Origin of the sequence: Microcoleus sp. LAD1_D3 (genome assembly GCF_036702135.1) — a bacterium.
GTDB lineage: Bacteria > Cyanobacteriota > Cyanobacteriia > Cyanobacteriales > Microcoleaceae > Microcoleus.
Genome location: NZ_JAUBSB010000030.1, coordinates 17,924 through 36,372, shown reverse-complemented (window position 1 = coordinate 36,372; position 18,449 = coordinate 17,924). Strand labels below are relative to the sequence as shown.

The window sequence follows — 18,449 nt, the reverse complement described above, 5'->3', positions numbered from 1 at the left end:
TTAAGGGCAAGGTTTCAGCGATTCAGAACGTACTTACCGCCGCTCAGGTTGCTAAATCATAGTCAACTTTTGCTTTAATCAAGATAAAAAAGTTTTCGGTAATTAGTGATTAGTTTACTACAGCCCGCAAGGTTTCACTAATGCCTGAGCAAAGAATAATAATTTGTCGATCGCTAACCGCTCCTACATCCGAGCCATTTTGTTAAAAACCTTTGAAGCGCTTGCTTCGTAGGATATCTCGCCTATTCAATTCACATTTGGGATATTCCGGTTCCTCTTGGTTAAATTCCCTACAAAATTCTTGGTACATCGCTATTTTTTTATTTTCGGAAATAGAGTTAGGAAAATTTGCGTTTTGGTTCTTGACTACTGGTGCGAATTGCGGATATAGTTCGTCTTGCTGGACTCGTGGCTGGCTGTAGAAAGCTTTGATGGCTGGTAGCGATCGCCTGGGTGGCGTACCGCTATCTAAATCTTCGCTAAAAGCAATCCAGAGTTTTGTATCAACGCTGCTCATGTAGTCGATAAATTTGACGCCATTAGCTTGACAATTTTGATTGTTACATCTTGAAGAGTTCATAACTAAACTATCAGCAAAAACCAATGGTTTAAGTTCCTGACCATAGGGAGCTGGTGTAGCAAAAAGAGGTAGTTTTTGGGGATCGGACAAGCGGATATAAAAAGAATTTTCCGAAAAGCCAATAAAGCTGCTGGCCCCTGCTAAAAAGTCCTGGTATCCAGCGCTTGGATCTTGATTATAGTAGTTGTTGACACAGCCATTTGTACCATTGACTGCACATTCTGCAGATATTTCTACTAAATTGTTCATTACCTGCGGAGCGAGCGGTTTCTCCAAAGCTTCTGTCACGTGATCAAACCCAAACAAGTCTGTATAGCCATCCAAATAAAAGCCGATCGCATTCCAGTCACTGTTAAAGTTGGCAATTAATCGCGGTTTTACGGCTGGTTTGTGAGATAAATAATTAATTAATTCCGGCACTGATTTAACTTGTAAAATATCCGGATCTCGCCCGAATAAAAAATATGAACACAGCCAAGTCGGAAAACCGTAGAGTTGATTGTTGTAAGTTGAGGCTTCTAGACCTACTGGCCAAAACTTTGAAGTTGATATTGCTTGGGAAGCGGGAAGAATCAAATGGTTATCGACTGCATCACCTAACATTAAGGTATCAAGTTCAACTAAATCAAATCCATTTTTACCGAGAATGTTCGGCAAATTGCTGTAGGTATAGGTGTCATATTCTAAATCTTGAGTCATTACTGCATTGAGCAAAATCTGGGGATTTTTATGTTGAAACTCATTAACAATCCGCTTTACCATCGGCTGAAAATTTGCTTCTAGTGTTGTCGGTAGATAGGGGTACAACAATACCGATAAAGTCTGCTGGGCTTGACCGGTGAAAGATAAATAGCGATCGGGACTATTTACGGTGATGTTCAGATTGTCCACATTGTATCCCGCACACTCCACGCGAGCGATCTTTTGCGTCGAGAAATCCTCTGGGTTGAGTGCAAGAGTTTCGCCTTGTGAGAGGGCGATCGTCTGTGTATTTTGCTTAACCGTGTTGCGAATCTCGCCAGCAGCATAACAGGTAATGGGCTGGTTAGTAGAATTGTGAAGGGAAATCTGACCTGCATTAGCAACTCCGGGAAACAGAGTTATTGTTGCGATAGTTAAGAAGATTGACAGGAGTCGAAAGATGCTGTTTGTCATTTATTTATAGACCAGAATAGATTTTTAATCACTAATGCGGTAGAGCCAGCGTTTTATAAAATTTTATTCAAAATATTTTTGTATAAACCACAGCCGATCATACTAAATATCTTTATTGTAGACTAGCAGCAATGGGTGAATAAAGCAAGAAGGAAAACAGACAGGATTTAATCCTTTTTCTTGAGAACAAGCAAGGTAATGTCATCAAATACCTTTTGTTCTCCAATAAAGTCTCGCAAATCAGCGATGGTGGCTTCCTTGATGTGTTCTGCGCTCAAATGCCAGTTTTGAGAAATTACTTCACAGAGTCTTTCAATACCGTAGAATTTTTTGTGGATATTTCTAGCTTCGGGGATACCGTCAGTATAAAGCACTACCCCGTCCCCCGGCTCTAAGTCTACTAAAACATGGCTGACCCAATCGGAAATATTCTCATCTAAGCCGAGCGGAAATCCTAAATTCATCATGTCAATCCGTTCAATTTGACCGCCTTTTCTGACCACAAGAGTTTCCTCGTGTTGACCACTAATACTAACTTTACAGTCGGCATAGTTGAGCAAAGCTAGTGTCATATTTTTGTCGGACTTCATGCGCTGGACATTTTTATAAATAGTGCGGTTGAGGGTATCTAAAAAACGCACCGGGTTGGATTCTTGCATTTCCTGAAGAGTGCGGACAGCAGCTTGAGTCATCACCATCAAAATGCCGCTTTCTAATCCGTGTCCGGTGACATCACCAATGCAAATCGTGACAACCCCGTTAGTACAAAGTACGTCGTAGTAATCACCGCCTACTTCCGAGGCTGGCTCCATAAATCCGGCAATATCTAAATCTTCAATGGCTGCGAGTTCTGCGGGTTTAGGGAGAATCAACTGCTGCATTTGTTTGAGCATATCGAGTTCGGAGCTCATGCGGAGATTTTCCGCTTTCAGGCGCTGGTTGAGAGTGGCAATTTGTTTAGTGGCTGTGGCGAGTTCAGAGGTACGTTCTTTGACTTTTTCTTCTAGCGTTTCAAAGGATTCTTGCAGTTGTCTCGCCATGATGTTAAAGGAATTTCTTAAGGTTTCAATTTCCAGAATTCGACTGGAATCAACGTTTTGGTTGAGATCACCACCTGCTAGATATTCTGAAGCTTGAGCAATTTGGTCGAGGGGGCGAGTAATCCAGCTAGCGGTGAAAATACCCACTCCAACAGAGACAATTAGAGCCACAATACACAGCAAAATGGTCTGGCGAGTGTTAGCATAAATTTGCGCCATAAACTCCGCTTCAGGAACTACTACTACAATCAGCCAATTGAGACCGTACTTGTCAGTTAGCGGAGAAACTTGGATAAATTGCCGCTCACCGTTTAGCTTAAAGTCAAGTTGAACTGTTTGATGGATGTCTTCCAAACGCTTGAAGTGATCGAGCAGATAAACCACACTTTGACGCATCAGCGAGTTGCTGCTTTCCTGTGCTTTGATCCGCTTTGTATCTTTGCCTGTTCCCACCGAAAGAGGCTGTTTTTTAACCGAGGTCGCTATTAATTCACCCTGGGGTTCAATGATAAATACTTGACCGGAATTACCCACCCTTAAGGTTTGCAGGAAGTGGCGAATTTGATCTAGCCCCATCTGGCAAGTCAGCACGCCAATTAGTTTCCCTTTGGCATCGTAATAGGGTAGACTCGCATTAATTTGCAGCGTACCGTAACCAAAATTAATATAAACTTCACTCCAAGCTGCCTGTTTCTTCTCAACAACAACTCTGTAAAAAGGGCGCGTGCGAACGTCATAATTGGGCGTGGTTTTGTCAATTTTCGTGGGGTTTCCATCAGCGTCAAGGTTGTAATATATCAAGTCGCCACCCCCGGGAATCAGTTGCTGGGCAAGCTGAGGTTGTTCAAGTCCAACCAGCCGATTTACCCAACCCACACGCAGGTACTGACCTTTTTCGTTGGCAATTCCCGCGTGACCAATCGATTTAAATTGCAGAACTTGTTTCCAAAAATAGGGTCGAGCTTGCTCCAAATCGTCAAAGTTCAACACCCCCAAAGGTAAAGCATCCTGATTGATCAGATTCACCAGTGGCGGAGCTTCCAGATAGGTTTGGACACGCTCGTAAACTCTCGCACTCACTTCGTGCCGCAACTGACTAACAATATCGTTGACTATCTGCTCTCCGTTTCTGTAAGAGAGATAGCCAATGCAGCCAACAGCCGCCAAAATTTGGAGAACAAAGGGAACTACCAAAACATTGCGGAGACGGAATTTGCCCGATCTGGAGACGATCGCACTTTTTTCTGAAACCATTGTTAAAAACACTCCCAGCGGGCAGTTTTTTGTTACAAGACTTGATAAGGGATATATTAAGAGCGACGGACAATGTTATCATATCAAAAACTCAACAAACATCAAATAATCTGCGTTAATCAGCGCTCATCTGCCTGCCTCAGCGGTTAAAATAAAAAAATAAATCCCAACAAAAATGCAAATTATCCAATCCCTCCACGCCACCCTACTCATCTCCAACCTCGAAAAATCCCAACACTTTTACAGCACCGTATTAGAACTGCCAAAAATCGATCGTGACTTAAAATTTCCCGGAATCTGGTATCAAATCGGCGACTTCCAGCTCCACCTAATTTTAGCTGCAACAATTATCCCAGATGCCGTAGACAATGCCAAATGGGGACGCAACCGACATCTAGCATTTTCTGTGGCTAACTTAGAGGCAGCCAAACAGCAGTTAATCGCTCACACTTGCCCGTTTCAAATGAGCGCGTCAGGTCGAGCGGCATTATTTACCCAAGATCCCGACGGCAACATCATCGAACTCAGCGAGTAACAGATGAAAATCATCGCTTATTCTTACACAGAACCGCTACTGGAAGCAGCACCCGCACCGGAAATTTGGGGCCAAGAAGTCGATCGCACCTATCAAGACTTAGGAGGGCGACAACAACTGCAACAACTCCTCAAAGACTGCCAAACAGAACCAGTCAAATACCTGTTAATTCAGCGGTTTGAAGAACTAGGCGACACATTACAGCAAGTGTGTTCGCACCTCGCCCAACTCGAAAACCTCGGCGTCGAAATCATCGTACAAGCAGAAACAGAACCGCGAAACCGCAAAAACTTGCTGCAAATCCTCGCAGAAATCCAGCGCAGCCAACACAGCCGGAGTCTTCGCAAAGGACACGCGCGCAACCGCATCAAATCCCGGATTCCACCGGGTAAGGCTCCCTACGGCTACCGGCGCGGCAAAGATTGTTATACGATCGATAAAACCACCGCCCCCACCGTCAAAGACTTTTTTGAACACTTTTTAATTTACGGTTCCTTGCGAGGTTCCGTGCGGTATTTAGCCAAAAAATACAACAAAAAAATCTCTGTAAGTACCGGCCGCCGCTGGCTGACAAATCCCGCCTACCGAGGCGATTTGGAATATCAAAACGGCCAAGTAATTTCTAACACCCACGTCCCGATTATTTCCAGAGAAGAAGCCGCCCAAATAGACAGGTTACTGCGCCGCAACCGCTGCCTTTCTCCTCGCAGCGCTAGCGCCCCACGTTCCCTCGCAGGTTTAGCAATTTGTGCGGAATGCAAATCGCCCATGACAATTGCCAAAGTCACCTCCTACCGCAAAGAAAAAGAATACCTTTATTTGCGACCGATTAACTGTCCAAAACAGCCTAAATGTAGCGGTCTTTCCTACGATGAAGTATTGCAATTAACCATTGCCGGAATTTGTCGGGATTTACCCGATGCTGTGGCGGGGTTGCAAATACCGGATATGAATAGAGTTAAAGCAGGCATGGGAAGTGCGATCGAATTTAAAGAACAAATCATAAATCAACTGCCAGCCCTGATTGAAAATGGCATTTTAGATACAGAAACTGCCCAATTGAGAGCCTACAAAATTCGCACCGAAATTGCGGAAATGCAAAGCAAATTAGCGCAACTACCGCCCGTGAATTTGCGAGAAACAGCTCAAACTGTTTCTCTTCCCCAATTTTGGTTGGACTTGTCGGAATCGGAACGCAGGTTCTATTTTCGAGAATTTATCGATCGCATAGAGATTGTACGCGAAAATTTAAAATTGAGACTGCAAATTATTTTCATTTTTTAAGTAAACCGATCCATAACTTCTCCATTAGCTTGAACTAACTTTTTTTAGCCTTTAGCCAATAGGCGATCATCTCTCCTTTACCTTTAACCGTTATCGCACCTCTTTCCTCAAATACATACCGATCTTTTAACAGCTCATAAATAGCAGTAGTAACTTGAATATACCCCGGTAATCCTTGACATTCCATCCGAGAAGCAACATTAACAGTATCTCCCCACAAGTCATAAATGAATTTTTTAGTGCCAATTACGCCAGCAACTACGGGCCCTGTACTAATGCCAATCCGAATTTGAAATGGTTCGCCTCTGTCGGTTTGAAAATCAGCGATCGCTTCCTGCATATCCAAAGCCATATTCGCGATCGCTTCTACATGATCTGCCCTCGGCACAGGCAACCCGCCCGCTACCATATAAGCATCTCCAATTGTTTTAATTTTTTCCAAACCGTGTGTTGCTGTTAATTGGTCAAACCTCGAAAAAATTTGGTTCAGTACATTTACCAATTCTAGAGGTAACATTCTAGCAGCAATAGACGTAAAATCGACAATATCGGCAAAAAGAACTGTTGCTGAATCAAACCTCTGGGCAGGAGAACCCTCGCCCTTTTTCAAATTTTCAACAATCGCTGCTGGTAAAATATTCAGCAATAAATCATCCGACTTTGTTTGAGCAAGCCGTAAAGCTACCTCCACCCCCTGCCGATCTTTAATTTCGTTTTGCAAACGTTCGACAAGTTCTTTGAATTGCTTCGTTTGCTCTTGAAGTAACTGTTGTTGACTTTGAATTGTTAACTGATTTGCCACTCGTGCCAATACTTCTTTAGCGTGAAAAGGTTTAGTAATATAGTCAACTCCTCCCACATCAAAAGCTTTCACCTTATCTAAAACGTCATCTAAGGCGCTTAAGAAAATCACGGGAATGGAACTGGTTTTTGGTGAAGCTTTCAACTTTGCACATACCTCATATCCATTCATGTCTGGCATCATCACGTCCAGCAAAATTAGAGTTGGCGGAAACTCCAGCACTGTCGCGATCGCCCTTTGCCCGTTCAGCGCTTTACGAACCTGATACCCTTGTTCGGTCAAGATTGTAGATAAAAGCCGCACGTTATCGGGCTTATCATCAACTACTAAAATGTTGGCTTGAATCGTAGGATATTGATTGCTGTCCATGCGAGGGTTCACGGTTGTTTTTTAAGCTCAAAGATCTTAACACTTAATAATTCGCTATCCAGCAAAAGGAAACAGTATAAATTTTAATTTTTCTCTTATAAAGAGAGGGCAACGAGAAGGGGTGGGGGCTTAATGTTAGGTCTTTTTTAAATAGGAGATGCTCCTAAGTTGAGATTAGTTGGAAACTGGTATTCTCACCGTGGTAACTGCGGATTGCGCTAGCTCTATAATATCGTCAAACAGGAAATCCTCCACTAAAGTAGTTAAAACTTGTGCGGCTACAGCAAATTCTCTAGGCATTTCCTCAATCAACTTGACAATTTTATCGTCGCAACATTCATGAGCAGCATGAGATATCTTTTCTACCCACTCAAGAGGCATTTGACCGAGTTGTGACTCGACAGATTGATTGCTAGTTCCTCCGCTAATTTCGCTTTCATTTTCTAGTAGTGCATCACCCGATTCCTCGTAAATGTAACGCACTCCTAAAAGTTCTTCCATCTTCGCAAATAATATCTTGGCCTCGAAGGGTTTACGCATGAAATCATCGCATCCTGCTCCTAAAATAGTTTGTCGTTCCTCTTCAAAAACGCTAGCAGTAAGAGCAACTATTACAGTTGGTTTTCCGAGAGGATGAGCTTTAATTTTTCTGGTGGCTTCATAGCCATCCATGACAGGCATCTGCATATCCATCCAGATCAGGTGCGGTTGCCAATCCTCCCATACAGCAATAGCTTCTTGACCATCTCTAGCTTCTCGCACGAGGATGCCTAGTGGTGACAATAATCTGTCTATGACTAGGCAGTTATCGGCGCGATCGTCAACAACCAAAATCCGGTATTCGGGTTGATTCGGTGCTAAACCAATTACTTTTTTCTGCGGTTTAAGAATTTTAATCTCGGTGGGAGTGGCAAGGTTGATTTGAATATCAAAGGCAAACTTACTTCCCAACTGAGGTGTACTGCTGACAGTAATATTTCCTCCCATCATTTGTACAAATTTGCGGCTAATTGGTAAACCTAACCCAGTCCCCTGTTGAGATTTTTGACCTGTTTTTGTTTGCTCAAAGGGTTCAAATAACTTATTCATCTCTTCTGCAGCAATGCCAAGGCCAGTATCTTCAATTTCAAACTGAAGGCGTAACAATTCCGGGGGAAGGTGATTCGCGTCTACACAATCACAGTCCGCCAAGCTTTCGGACTGATTAAAACCAGTGTACCATCCGGGTTTTTTTTGTATAGCGGTGGTTTCAACCGCTAAGCTTTCGGAATGTTCACAACCCGCGCCGACAAGTTGTATTTGTGTGTCCGAAAACTCTGCGGTTTCAGCCCCCAAACTTTCTCCTACCTTCTTTTTAACTCGCAAAGTAACGCTACCCCTCTCTGTAAACTTGATCGCATTTCCTACAAGATTAATCAAAATTTGCCGCAATTTACCTTCATCTCCAGTAACAAAGTGTGGTACGCCGTCACCCACTTCCAAATTTAGCTGCAATTTCTTAGATTTAGCTTTTAATCGAAACATTTCTTCTAAGGTTTTTAGCAAGCGCATTAAATTAAAACTGCTTTCATTAAGCTGACTTCGGCCGGCTTCAATTTTGGACATTTCCAAAATGTCATTAATCAGGGCAAGCAAGTGTTCACCAGCGCGATTAATAATTTCTAGGTGCTGTTGGTGTTGATTGTTGAGAGATGAATCCCGCACCATCACCTGACTAAATCCGAGAATGGCATTCAGGGGAGTCCGCAGTTCGTGGCTCATAGAAGAAAGGAATTCGCTCTTGGCGCGGTTAGCTGTATCAGCAGCTACGACAGCTTTTTGTAATGCTGTTTCTGCTAATTTGCGATCGGCAATTTCTGTTTTGGCTTGTTCAAAAAGCGTGCATTGCTGGATGGCAATTGCTAGCTGCACGGAAATTTGCTTGAGAGATTCTATCTCAGAAGAGTTCCAATGCCTTTGACTGCGGCAGTGATGAGCAATGAGTAGCCCCCATAATTTTTCACCTTGCAAAATGGGAACCACGAGGTTAGCTTTAATTTCAAACTGGCTCAGTAAATTAACGTGGCACTCTGAAATACCTGCCGTATAAATATTGTCGATCGCGCGCAGGTGTCCCTGCTCGTAAACAGAGACGTAGCCTTCTCTAAAACAAGGGTCATTAATGTCAATTCCCAAAATCGGCATCGTACCCACGGCTACCGACTCGACGGCTATAAATCCACTCCAATCTGGGTTAAAGCGGTAAATAACTGTTCTATCAGTTGACAAAAACTGCCGGATTTCTTCAACAGCCATTGTCAGCACTTCTTCTAAGTTAAGAGAGGAACGAATTCGCTCTTGAATGGAATTCACCAGCCGCTCCCTTTTTACTTGTTGCTGCAAAGCTGCTTCCGCCTGTTTGCGAGCCGTAATATCTACTCCATAACCAACGCACTCCACAGGTATGCCAGCAGCATTTTTGACCAACTTAACCTCATCGTATATCCAGCGATAACTGCCGTCTTTGTGCCGTTCGCGGTATTCGTAGGAAATCCCTTCTTTTTCCAATAGTTGAGCGAATGAAGTAGCAACAATTTCTCGATCTTCTGGGTGAATCAGGCTATGCCAATCAAGGGAACCATCAATAAATTCTCGTGCTTCGTAACCAATCATTGAAACAATATTATCGCTGACAAATGTTACGTCATAATTTCCCCCTAATTTGCAGCTAAAAATCACTGCCGGAGTAGTCGCCAGCAAATATTGTAAGCGTTCGGTGACAGAACGCAAGTTTAACTCGGCTTGTTTGCGATCGCGAGCTTCCATTGCTAAAGCTGCGATCTGCGCCACATAGCTAGCGAAGCTTTGTTCGTCGAGCGTCCAATTCCTGGTCGTTCCCTGATGTTCTAAACAAATTACACCCGCAATTTGCCCTTGATGGGTAATAGGAACATCTAGCATCGACGAGATGTTTAAAGGCCTCAAATAAGATTCGCTAAATTCTAGGGTGCGCGGATCTGTTTGGGCATCAACCGCTGCGAGTACCTGTTGTGTATTCAAAGCTTGGAAATAGCTAGGATAGTCAGCAACTTTCAGTTCTACACCGGCGCTGTGTTGATTGGGAGTCAGTTCGTAAATATCCGCACAGCATATTGCGGATTTATCTTCCTGATAAAACCAAATACTTGCCCGATCGACATTCAGAGTACGGGTTGCCATTTGTGTAATCTCTCTCAACGCCTCGCCGATATTTCCCTCGTATATACTAGAATTTTTTGCTAATTCGAGTAAACCATTTTGTTGTTCGGTTAACCTAGTTTCTCGTTCGCGTAAAGCCGATTCAGCAGCTATTCTTTCTCGAATTTCTGCTTCTAAATAACCGTTTATTTCTCTCAACTCTGCGGTGCGTTCTTGAATTTTAATTTCTAAGTCATCATAAGCACAGCGCAAAGCTAATTCTGCATCTTGACGCACGGCGATTTCACACTGCAACTTGCTATTAATTGCCTCTAATTCTTGGGGGGTTTTCAAAGATAAAAACTGTGGCAATAGTGTTACCATTTGTCCAGCAGTGTAGCAGGAAACCAGTGCAGTAATTCCTTTCTCAATCCCCGACAGCCAATAAGCGGAATGCCACAGCGTCCAAATGTCTATCAAGTGACCAGTGCCGCAGAGAATAATAAATGCACCAAATAAAGCAAATATTCCTAAAAAAGGAACGTCGCGCCGCTTGAAAACAAAATAAATTAGCATCGCCGGAATTGAATAGTAGGCGATCGCAATTAAAAAGTCCCCAGTTATGTGTAGCCACACTAAAGGCGTTTGCCAAAGATAGCAATGACCGTGCGGCATATACTGACTTGGCGAAAAGATATTTTTGAGTATTTCCCACATAAGGTTTGGTATTGGCCGATAATATGGATTTGATGATGCCTAAGTTAGGCGAAAAATAAAAGAAACCGAAAGTGGTAGCTGGATTCCGCATTATTTATTAACGCCTCAGCCCAGCTTGTTCATAACAGCTTGCTTTTGCACTAGGTGGCGATCGCAACTGTGCGATCGCAAAGGAATTTCAATGATAAACTCAGTACCTCTGCCCACCTCGGAAGTGCAGCGCAAATAACCTTGATGGGTTTGAATAATCTGATAAGAAATCGCCAAACCTAGCCCAGTACCATAACCGATAGGTTTGGTCGTATAAAATGGATCGTAAATTTTAGCGATCGTCTCAGCATCTATGCCAGTGCCATTATCAGCAATGTGAATCTGCACCCACTTGCCATCAACTAAAAGCGTGCGGATGCGAATTTTTAGCAGTGGGCAATGGGGGTTTGGTAAGTGATCATCAAAATTATTGTCCCAATAGGCTTTGGTCGAAACTCCCTGCGCCGCCATCTGTTCTAAAGCATCAATAGCATTAGAAAAAATGTTCATAAATACTTGGTTAAGCTGTCCAGCATAGCATTCCAATTCTGGCAAATCTCCATACTCTTTAATCACTTGGATAGGCGGACGGTTTGGTTGTTCTTTCAAGCGGTGCTGCAAAATCATTAAAGTGCTATCGAGTCCTTCATGGATATTTACCTTTTTCATCTCGGCTTCGTCTAACCGGGAGAAACTTCGTAAAGATTTAACAATCTCTCTAATTCGCTCTGAGCCAATTTTGATAGAAGCAAAAAGTTTTTGCAGGTCTTTTAAAATAAAATCGAGTTCGATAGTGTGAATCTTGTCGGCAATTTCCGGCGCAGGAGTGGGGTAATAAACTTGATAAACCTTAATCAATTCCACAATCTCTTTAATGTATTCTTCAGCCGGAATCAGATTGCCATAAATGAAATTGACAGGGTTATTGATTTCGTGAGCAACACCAGCTACCATTTGCCCCAAAGAGGACATTTTTTCATTTTGTACGAGTTGAGCTTGGGCGCTTTTAAGTTGTTGCAGAGTGTTCTCTAACTGCTGAGTTTGCTCTAGGAGTTTAGCTTCCGAGTGCCGCAATGAATTTTCAGCCAAGGAGCGATCGCGATTTTCCTGTTGCAAAAGTTCATTGGTTAATTCTAAAGCGAGCGTCCTATCCATCACCCGTTTTTCCAATTCTAGCATTAATTTCGAGAGTGCTTCTTGAGCTTGTTTGCGATCGCCAATCTCATTTTGTAAAGCCACATTTGCCGCCGCCAATTGATCGGGACTGGGGATAGCCAAGATTTTTGGGATTAGTTCCACCAGCACTGCTGCGGTAGATAGCGAAATCAGCGCTGTAATCCCTTTAAGAAAACCAGAGAACCAATAATTAGGATGCCACAGCGTCCATATTTCCATAATATGGGTAATACCGCAGCAAATAATAAAAGAGCCAAACAGCATGAAAACCCAGTCAAAAGGCACGTCTTGCCGCTTTTTGACAATATAAATCAGCGTGAGCGGTATCAAAAAATAAGCGACGGCTATCAAACCATCGGACAAAATGTGTAGCCCCACTAATCCCGGCTTCCACAAGTAACAATGACCGTGAGGAATAAAATAATTGGGAAACATTTTATGAACCATTTGCATCAAATCAACTCGGTTATTGGCTAATAATAAAAAAAAATCGCAAAAAATCCCAAAACCTGCTTTCACAAAAAGAAGAATTAGGCTTTTGGACTTAACACTTGTGAGGAGTAGATGCAGCGATATGAAAGTACATTTTATTAAAATAACATCAATTGAGTAAATTTTAGCAAGGTCAAGTGTCACATTTTTAATTGTGGCTTCATGAGCAACTGTGACACCTGCCTGACATTTTGGCTAACGAGGGCAAAAAAGTGAACGCAGCTACCTGAAAGTTAGTCTCACCAACACACCTTGAAACTGGGTTATAAGACTCCGTGACCAGGGAGGCAACGGCGCAAGCACAAGATTTAACCGATGTCACGGATTTAACTTAACGAAGAGAACCCTTCTCAAAAACCTGTAGAGGTGGGTTCACTCTTGTAGCCTTGAAGAGTGCAGACAACTTAAATACACCCACCCCCACCCCGCCAGGGGACTCTTTATTGACAATGGTACTCTGGGCGCGAGATTTAACGGATTTGAGCAGTTATTCCCTGAGAAATGTCGCGACAGCATCGTGTCGCAATCCAATAGGCGATCGCATTAGGCTTTACAGTCAATCATAAGTGATAATATCAACGATATACTTATATGGTAATTGCCAGTTATGACGATAGATGAGGTACTACAGCTAACTCGTGTCCGATCGCAAAAAGATTTATATCCCGTACAAGAAATCATACTCCGCCAAGTTTGGGAAGGAAAGACTTATACAAGCATCGCATCTACCTCTAATTACGGAGAGCATTACCTGAGAAACATCGCCTCGTCCTTGTGGCAATCTCTCTCTCAAATCTTACACACATCTATTAGCAAATCAAATTTTCGCTCTTGTTTAGAATCACGTTCCCTGACGGCAGATGAACGAGCATTAATAGAAGAATTCACCCGCAGCCAATGCCTAGCAACACCTTTAGAATTTCCCGGTTCTCCCGTGCCCCTCGATTCGCCATTCTATATCCATCACCCGCTAATTGAAGAACTCGCCTATCGAGAGATTACTAAACCCGGAAGTGTTCTGCGGATAAAAGCTCCCAGGAAGATGGGAAAAAGTTCCCTTCTGCTACGGATTTTAGAGCGCGCGACTTCTCTTGACTATCGAACTGTAAGTTTAGATTTTCAGCAAGCTGAGGAAGCTGTTTTAGACAACCTCGATAAATTTTTACGGTGGTTTTGTGCCAACATCAGCCGTCACCTAGAATTGCCACCTCTATTAGATGATTATTGGGATGAAGACATGGGTAGCAAAGTAAGCTGTGCTATCTATTTACAACAATATATTTTAGACAAAATAAATAATCCTCTAGTCTTAGCTTTAAATGAAGTCAATAGAATTTTTGAGTATCCAAAAATTGCCAGAGAATTTTTGCCGCTGCTACGAAGCTGGCATGAAGAAGCAAAGCGCATTGAAATGGTGGGAAAACTGCGGTTAATCGTTCTTCACTCCACAGAAATTTATATTCCTTTAAAGCTCACTGAATCGCCTTTTAATGTCGGTTTACCGCTGCAATTGCCCTATTTTACAGAAGAGCAGATACTTGCTTTAGCCCAGCGTCACGGACTGGATTGGACAGAGGGTTCCGATGCCGATCGACTGATGGCCATGGTAGGGGGACATCCTTATCTAGTGCGGCTAGCTCTTTACCACCTCTGTCAAAACAGTTTAACGCTCGATCAGCTACTACAAGAAGCTCCCACCATAGCCGGAATTTATAAAGATTATTTGCGGAGTTTTTGGGTGACATTGCAAGAGTATCCCGAACTTGCGGTTGCACTTAAACAAGTGGTAAAATCGGAACGCGGGGTGGAATTAGATCCGATAGTAGCTTCTAAATTAGTTAGTATGGGGCTGATTCATATCGATAATAACCGCTGTACGCTGAGCTGCGAGTTGTACCGCATGTATTTTGGTTCGCCCAACTTTATTTAGATCGAGGTTTGAGAGTTTATTTGCGTAATTTATATGAGAATGAAGCGATCGCACCACATCCTCACCTCTCACTAAACTCAATAGATACTCACATTTAAACCAACCCAGAAACGGCATGACCCAGGTTACATACCAAATTGGAGGCAGTCTCGCTAGTGATGCACCTACCTATGTTGAACGACACGCAGATATCGAACTTTATCAAGCCTTAAAACGAGGCGAGTTTTGCTACGTCCTCAACTCCCGACAAATGGGCAAATCTTCCCTTCTCGTTCGCACCCTGCACCGACTGCAAGCAGAAGGATTTCTATGCAGTACCATTGACATGACGCGCGTCGGTAGCGAAAACATTACTCCTTTACAGTGGTACAAAGGAATCATTGGGGATTTGTGGCGTAGCTTTAATTTATTAGGACAAGTTAATTTAAAAACCTGGTGGAAAGAACAAGAAGAAGTCTCTCTCCTGCAAAGATTGAGTCAGTTTATTGAAGATATTTTATTAGCCAGATTTCCGGAGGAGCGAATTTTTATATTTGTTGATGAAATTGATAGTATTTTAAGCTTAGATTTTCCTGTAGATGACTTTTTTGCCTTAATTCGTTATTGCTACAACCAACGAGCCATCAATCCCTCATACAATCGGATTACCTTCGCGATTTTCGGAGTAGCTACACCAAGCGATTTAATCGCCGATAAAAATCGGACACCTTTTAATATCGGACAATCGATCGATTTGTCAGGATTTAGCTTAGAAGAAGCGCAACCATTAGCGAAAGGGGTAGAAAATGTCATAGCCAATCCGCAAGAAGTTCTCAAAGAAATCTTAGTTTGGACGGGAGGACAGCCATTTTTAACCCAAAAAATATGTGAATTAGTAGTAAAAAAGGCGGGGTCAGCCCACAGCGGTGATTTAAAAATACCACCCGGAACAGAGGAATTTTTTGTCGAATCGGTGGTGCGATCGCACATCGTCAATAACTGGGAATCTCAAGATGAGCCAGAGCATCTGAAAACGATACGCGATCGCATCTTGCGAAACGAACAACGCGCCGGAAGATGGCTCGGCATTTACCAGCAAATCTTACAAAGCGTAGGGGCGATGCCCCCGTACCCGCCCGTCCCAACAGATGACAGCCCAGATCAAATCGAACTATTGCTATCGGGTTTAGTGGTAAAAAAACATGGGTATTTGCAGGTAAAAAACAGAATTTATCAAGAAGTATTTAATCTCGAATGGGTAGAAAAACACTTAGGGCAACTGCGCCCTTACTCCCAACTATTTGATGCTTGGATCGCTTCCAAACAACAAGACGAATCGCGACTGTTGCGCGGACAAGCGCTGAAAGACGCTCAATCCTGGGCGCAAGGTAAAAGTTTGAGCGATTTGGACTATCAATTTTTAGCCGCTTCTGGTGAATTAGACAAGTTGGAAATGCAGCAAGCACTGGAAGCAGAACGAGTAAAAGAAGTCGAAGCACGACTGCTAGAAGAACGCAAGCGCGTAGCTTATGAAAGAAAGACAGCACAGCGACAGCGCAAGTTTATTGCAGCGTTGAGTGGGTTGCTGATAGTGGCGATCGCATCCGCCATTTTCGCCCTCTGGCAATATCACCGCGCCCTCACCAACGAAATTCAAGCCCTCACTTCCTCATCCTCCGGGCAATTCGCCTCCCAACAGCGATTAGACGCTCTCGTGACTGCCATCAAATCAAGACGCAGGCTCGACAGTCTAGCTAATTCCAGCCCCCTGTTGCCATCTCAAGTTCAACAAGTGCTGCAACAAGCCATCTATGGAACGGCAGAATTCAATCGCCTGTTGGGGCATTCCAGCCCTGTTCTGGCAGTTGATGCCAGCCCAGACGGTCAACTCATCGCCACGGGGGGCGGCGACCAAACGGTCAAGCTTTGGCTGCCCGATGGTACGCTGCGCCAAACCCTCCAGCACGCGGCTACTGTCTTCGCCCTCCGTTTCAGTCCCGACAGCCAGCGACTGGTGACATCCAGTCTAGACGGCAGCATTTATTTGTGGAGTCGGGAAGGCCAACTGCTCAAAACCTTTGAGGGACACAGCGCTGCGATCTGGGCGATCGCCGTGAGTCCTGACGGTCAGCGCATCGCTTCCGCCAGCGAAGACAGCACCATTCGTCTGTGGAGCATCGACGGCAAACTGATCGAGACTCTGACAGAACATCAAGGTGGGGTTTGGGCTGTTGCCTTTAGTCCCGATGGAAACCTGCTCGCCTCTGGCAGCGCGGACGGTACGATCAAGGTTTGGACTAACAAAGGCGAACTGCTGAGAACCCTGAAAGGGCACAACGCTACCGTGTGGGACGTTGAGTTCGCCTTACTTGCAGACAATAGCGGCACAAAACGTCCCACCATTGTCTCTGCCAGTGCTGACAACACTGTTAAACTCTGGCAACCAGACGGAGGGGCAGGCACGGGGGCACAGCCCCTACTTACTCTTAGCGGTCACAGTTCGGAAGTGTTTGAAGTCGCCGTCAGCACAGCAGGCGATGTCATTGCTTCCGCCAGCGCCGACCAAACCATAAACCTCTGGAAGCCGGACGGGACGCTGTTAAAAGTCCTCAAAGGGCATCAATCGGCAATTCGAGGCGTTACCTTTATTCCCAACAGTCAAATGGTTGTCTCCGCCAGCTACGACAATACCGCACGAGTCTGGAATCCGATAAGCCCCTTCTCAAAAGTTCTTCACGGACATCGTGGCACGATTTGGGATGTGGATTTCAGCCCGGACGGCCAGATGTTAGCTTCCGCTGGTGCGGATTGGAGCTTCAAACTATGGGCGCGAGACGGTACATTGCTGAAGTCTTTTGCCGGATACAAGGCTGCCATTCGCTCTGTTGCTTTCCTCTCTGGGGCAAGCTTTGCCAACACAGCGAACGCGCCAATCCTTGCTGCCTCCAGCGGAGATAAAACGATTAAATTCTGGCAGTTCGACGGGACGCTGCTGAAAACCATAACAGGACATAAGGCAGGCGTTTGGGATATCTCCGCAAGTCCAGACGGTCAACTACTCGCTTCTGCCAGTGACGATAAAACCGTGAAACTGTGGAAGCCGGACGGCACGTTGCTGAAAACGTTCCAAGGACATCGGGCTAGGGTTTATGATGTGGACTTTACGCCAGACGGAAAGAGGCTGGTTTCCGCCAGTGAAGATGGCACAGCTCGGTTGTGGAGCTTGGACGGTCGGTTTTCCAAGACGTTGAAAGGTCATGGCAGTGGGGTTTGGGAAGTTGCTATCAGTCCAGACGGTCGCACTTTGGCAACTGCGAGCATGGATGACACGATTAAACTCTGGACGAGTGATGGCACGTTGCTCAAAACCTTCAAGGGAAATACTAGAGGCATGATGGCGGTTGATTTCAGTCCAGACGGTCAAATGCTGGTGGCGGGAGGCTCAAGTGGCGCACTAAAACTTTGGAAGACGGACGGTACAGAAATAACTGCACTAACCGGACATGAAGGGAACGTTTGGGGGGTAGCGTTTAGTCCCGATGGTAAACAGATTGCCTCTGTTGGGGACGATCGCACAGTGATTTTGTGGGATTTGGAGCGGATTCTCCAACTAGATCCGCTGGCTTATGCCTGCGATCGCGTGTGGGATTACCTGCGAACAAATGCCGATGTGAAGGAGGAAGATAGACATTTGTGCGATCGGATAAGCTTGGATTCTACTCAACCTTAGCTAGAGCATAATCCCAAAAGAGCCAGAGGAAGAAAAGTAGTAGTTTCAGCAATTAGCCCATGTCGTCAACATATTGGCATTTGCGATCGATTGCAGTCTTAAACAGGAGCGATCGAACAAGAGAAAAAAATGCTAAACCAAGTTTAACCCCACATTCCGCACTTCTTAACATAGTCAAAAATATGTTGACGAGAAAACGTCATCCTAGGAATTTAATCGC

The 18,449-nt window shown here is 44.3% G+C and carries 9 protein-coding genes; 4 read left to right on the top strand and 5 right to left on the bottom strand.

Annotated features, from left to right (window positions below):
- Positions 1 to 202: 202 nt before the first annotated feature.
- Entirely contained in the window at positions 203 to 1,735 is a 1,533-nt protein-coding gene (locus QUA74_RS17610; protein WP_333331533.1) for a hypothetical protein, read from the bottom strand.
- 167 nt (positions 1,736 to 1,902) lie between these two features.
- Positions 1,903 to 4,029 carry a SpoIIE family protein phosphatase gene (locus QUA74_RS17605; protein WP_333331530.1) on the bottom strand — a complete coding sequence of 709 codons (2,127 nt, stop codon included), beginning with the start codon at positions 4,027 to 4,029 and terminating at the stop codon, positions 1,903 to 1,905.
- 175 nt (positions 4,030 to 4,204) lie between these two features.
- Here QUA74_RS17605 and QUA74_RS17600 point away from each other — a divergent pair, with 175 nt between their 5' ends.
- Together QUA74_RS17600 and QUA74_RS17595 are read left to right on the top strand one after the other, a co-directional pair.
- Positions 4,205 to 4,564 carry a VOC family protein gene (locus QUA74_RS17600; protein WP_333331527.1) on the top strand — a complete coding sequence of 120 codons (360 nt, stop codon included), beginning with the start codon at positions 4,205 to 4,207 and terminating at the stop codon, positions 4,562 to 4,564.
- Positions 4,565 to 4,567: 3 nt separating this feature from the next.
- On the top strand, positions 4,568 to 5,848 hold the full coding sequence (locus tag QUA74_RS17595; RefSeq protein WP_333331524.1) for a recombinase family protein: 1,281 nt from the start codon (positions 4,568 to 4,570) through the stop codon (positions 5,846 to 5,848).
- Between the two features lie 34 nt (positions 5,849 to 5,882).
- On the opposite strand, the gene QUA74_RS17590 is transcribed toward QUA74_RS17595, so the two are convergent.
- The 3 genes from QUA74_RS17590 to QUA74_RS17580 form a co-directional block, all read right to left on the bottom strand.
- Positions 5,883 to 7,019 (bottom strand): adenylate/guanylate cyclase domain-containing protein, encoded by a 1,137-nt coding sequence (locus tag QUA74_RS17590; RefSeq protein ID WP_333331610.1) that lies wholly within the window; start codon positions 7,017 to 7,019, stop codon positions 5,883 to 5,885.
- A 174-nt stretch (positions 7,020 to 7,193) separates the two neighbouring features.
- The gene (locus QUA74_RS17585) at positions 7,194 to 10,892 is read right to left on the bottom strand and encodes a GAF domain-containing protein (protein ID WP_333331521.1); all 3,699 of its coding nucleotides are present in this window, start codon (positions 10,890 to 10,892) and stop codon (positions 7,194 to 7,196) included.
- Between the two features lie 105 nt (positions 10,893 to 10,997).
- Positions 10,998 to 12,551 carry an ATP-binding protein gene (locus QUA74_RS17580; protein ID WP_333331517.1) on the bottom strand — a complete coding sequence of 518 codons (1,554 nt, stop codon included), beginning with the start codon at positions 12,549 to 12,551 and terminating at the stop codon, positions 10,998 to 11,000.
- A 646-nt stretch (positions 12,552 to 13,197) separates the two neighbouring features.
- Between QUA74_RS17580 and QUA74_RS17575 the strand changes: the two genes are divergently transcribed.
- Positions 13,198 to 14,520, top strand: coding sequence for an AAA-like domain-containing protein (locus QUA74_RS17575; RefSeq protein ID WP_333331514.1), 1,323 nt, complete (start codon positions 13,198 to 13,200; stop codon positions 14,518 to 14,520).
- A gap of 115 nt (positions 14,521 to 14,635) precedes the next feature.
- Positions 14,636 to 18,229 (top strand): AAA-like domain-containing protein, encoded by a 3,594-nt coding sequence (locus QUA74_RS17570; RefSeq protein ID WP_333331511.1) that lies wholly within the window; start codon positions 14,636 to 14,638, stop codon positions 18,227 to 18,229.
- The last annotated feature ends 220 nt before the right edge of the window (positions 18,230 to 18,449 follow it).